Genomic DNA, 2,614 nt, shown 5'->3' with positions numbered 1-2,614 from the left:
GCCAGCACTCAGTGGCTGGTTGCGGTGTGGCGTCGCCGGCGGAACAAGCCGCTGCGTTCGCGCCGGTGCGCCCGCGGCGCCGCATCGGTCGGGGCGTCTTGGGCTACTGCCGGCGCTGCTGCGGGTGCTGCGTAAGCAGCGGAGGTGTCCGCTGCCGGCGCCGCCACCGGCTCGTTCGCGAGCTGGTATTCCAGGTCGCGCGCCGTCCGGACCGACATTCGCGCCAAGGCCGCTGCGCCCAGGAAGACGATCAGCGCGCCCAGGCCCGAAAAGTAAACGATCTCGAGCACAGCACGCTTGGCGTCTGTCGCGCCGATCGGCTGACCGACGCTGCCGATCCGCAATGTCGGCGCCAGCGTGCGACCGACGACGAACCAGGCACCGGCGATAACGGCAAACCAGCCGCCGAGCATTGCGGTGGCACGGTTTCCCGAGATCAGCAGCAAGATGCCACCCGCCACGCTGACGGCGCCGGGGAACACCTCGAGCCAGCCGCGTGCCGTGTTCCACGCCCAGACCTGGTCGGGGGTGTAGGCGAAATGGAAGTAGGGCCCGACGAAGGGGATCAACGCCCCCCACACGCCGAGGATGATCAGAAGCAATCCGCTTACCGCGCCACGGCTGCGCGGCATGTGCAGGCTGCCGAAACCCGACCGCGATTCAGTCATTACGAGTCTCCTCAAACATTTGGACACCGGAGGTGTTGAACGCGTGCTGAGTACCCATTCGCGCTGGCGATATAACCCGGGGCCGCCAGCGCGGGTGCCACGCTAGCCCACCGTGCAGCGATGCACCATGCCACCGCGCAGCCGCGGAACCGGCCAGCAACCAAGGCACCAAACCTCGGCGATCTCCGCGTCTTCCCAGGACACGCCGGGCTCAGCGCGCGCATAATCCAGGGCTTATGAAGCCGCGAGTCCTGCGGTTAGCAACGACCTTTTTGGTTTTGATCGGTTTGGGTCTGGCTGGTCTGGGATTGGCTGAGCATTTCGCCCGTGCAGTGCCCGGCGCGAGCTGCGCGCCCGGAAGATCTTGCATGCAGTGGTGCCCGTGAGGTCGTTATGGCGTGACGAGCCCGATCACCAGCAGCACGACGGCGATTAGCGGAAGAGTGCCCTGGGTCAGCGCAGCCCGCGCCTTGTCCGGTGACGACGCCAGCAACACCACCGCCGCCGCGGCCATCGATCCGACGCCGGCGAAAAACAACGCTGAGCCAATATCCTTGTGCCCCTGAGCAATTGCGCCGATGCCGACCGCGGTGACGATCGCCAGGAAGAGGTTGTAAAAGCCTTGGTTGAATGCGAGCACCTTGGTGGTCTCGGCTTCCTCAACCGTGGTGCCGAACGTCGCGCGGGTGCGCTTGCTGGTCCAGGTCAGCGATTCCATCGTGAAGATGTAGACGTGCAGCAACGCGGCCAGTCCAGCGAATACCAATGCAGCAGTAATCATTTCGTCCTCCTGCTCGTCGTGGCCCCCTTTTACTCGGCGAGCCGATTAGTAGTGGTACCGCGCCTTGAGGATCTTGATTTCTTCGTCGTTTGCTCGGTACACCAGCCGGTGTTGGTCGTCGATGCGGCGCGACCAGTAGCCCGACAGCTCTCCTCTCAGCGGTTCTGGTTTGCCGATCCCGGTGAAGGGGTCCCGTTGGATCTCTGCGATGAGGCGGACGATCCGGCGGGCGGTCTTGCGGTCGGACGCCAGCCAGAACAAGAAGTCCTCCCAGGCACCAGAATCGAAGTGGACACTCCTCACTCCTCGCCGCCGGCCATCTCCCGCAATTCGTCGAGCGACGTGGCGGGCACGGACTGCCCCGCCTTATCTCGGGCGACGGCTTCCATCAGCCGCCTGGCGTTCTCGGGAGAGCGCAGTAGGTAAACAGTCTCTTGCCACGAGTCGTAGTCATTCGCGGACATGAGCACCGCATCGCCTGCCCGAGAAGTAATGCGTACGGGTTGGTGGTCAGTGTTGACTTGTTCCAAGAGCGGAAACAACCGCTGCCTGGCCTCACTTGCGCTAATGCTCATCGCACGCTCCCCGCTGATAGCTGTACGGGATTATCGTACCAGAGTAGTACGTCTTTCCGGATCGCCTACTCGAAGAGCCCAGGCTGGCCAAGCCCGCTGGCCCTCGGCGGCGGCGTCATCCCGAGGTGGGTCCAGGCCTGCGGAGTTGCGACCCGGCCGCGCGGCGTGCGCGCAATCATGCCGGCCCGCACTAGAAACGGCTCACACACCTCCTCGACAGTGGTGGCCTCCTCTCCCACCGCCACCGCAAGCGTCGAGACTCCCACCGGGCCGCCGCCGAAGCTGCGGGTCAGCGCCGACAGCACGGCCCGGTCCAGCCGGTCCAGGCCGAGCTCGTCGACGTCGTAGACCTCCAGCGCCGCCTTTGCCACATCGCGGGTGATGATGCCGTCGGCGCGCACCTCCGCGTAGTCGCGCACGCGGCGTAGCAAACGGTTGGCGATGCGCGGGGTGCCCCGCGAGCGGCGGGCGATCTCCGCTCCGGCGTCGGCTCCGACTTCGATGCCGAGTATCCCCGCGGAGCGGGTCAGCACCCGCTCCAGCTCGCTCGGCTCGTAGAAATCCATGTGCGCGGTGAACCCGAACCGGTC

Annotated in this window: 5 protein-coding genes; all 5 read right to left on the bottom strand. The window is 65.7% G+C overall.

Annotated features, from left to right (window positions below; genetic code table 11):
- Nucleotides 1–8: 8 nt before the first annotated feature.
- Complete coding sequence (locus tag WBF82_RS02020; RefSeq protein WP_424381435.1) at nucleotides 9–668, bottom strand: hypothetical protein; 660 nt, start codon at nucleotides 666–668, stop codon at nucleotides 9–11.
- A 391-nt stretch (nucleotides 669–1,059) separates the two neighbouring features.
- The gene (locus WBF82_RS02015) at nucleotides 1,060–1,449 is read right to left on the bottom strand and encodes a DUF1304 domain-containing protein (protein WP_424381434.1); all 390 of its coding nucleotides are present in this window, start codon (nucleotides 1,447–1,449) and stop codon (nucleotides 1,060–1,062) included.
- 45 nt (nucleotides 1,450–1,494) lie between these two features.
- Nucleotides 1,495–1,752, bottom strand: a complete 258-nt coding sequence (locus WBF82_RS02010; protein ID WP_424381433.1) for a Txe/YoeB family addiction module toxin — start codon at nucleotides 1,750–1,752, stop codon at nucleotides 1,495–1,497.
- Nucleotides 1,749–2,024 (bottom strand): type II toxin-antitoxin system Phd/YefM family antitoxin, encoded by a 276-nt coding sequence (locus WBF82_RS02005; protein ID WP_424381432.1) that lies wholly within the window; start codon nucleotides 2,022–2,024, stop codon nucleotides 1,749–1,751. The genes WBF82_RS02010 and WBF82_RS02005 overlap by 4 nt, the downstream gene beginning before the upstream one ends.
- Before the next feature lie 65 nt (nucleotides 2,025–2,089).
- The coding region (locus WBF82_RS02000; protein WP_424381431.1) for a Holliday junction DNA helicase RuvB C-terminal domain-containing protein at nucleotides 2,090–2,614 on the bottom strand (525 nt) is incomplete at its 5' end.

Source organism: Mycobacterium sp. (genome assembly GCF_049673265.1).
GTDB lineage: Bacteria > Actinomycetota > Actinomycetes > Mycobacteriales > Mycobacteriaceae > Mycobacterium.
This window is presented reverse-complemented; position numbering and strand designations above follow the sequence as displayed.

Excerpts from the sequence above, each read along its gene's own strand:
- WBF82_RS02015 (WP_424381434.1), bottom strand. The coding sequence starts at position 1,449 with ATGATTACTGCTGCATTGGTATTCGCTGGACTGGCCGCGTTGCTGCAC.
- WBF82_RS02005 (WP_424381432.1), bottom strand. The coding sequence starts at position 2,024 with ATGAGCATTAGCGCAAGTGAGGCCAGGCAGCGGTTGTTTCCGCTCTTG.
- WBF82_RS02020 (WP_424381435.1), bottom strand. The coding sequence starts at position 668 with ATGACTGAATCGCGGTCGGGTTTCGGCAGCCTGCACATGCCGCGCAGC.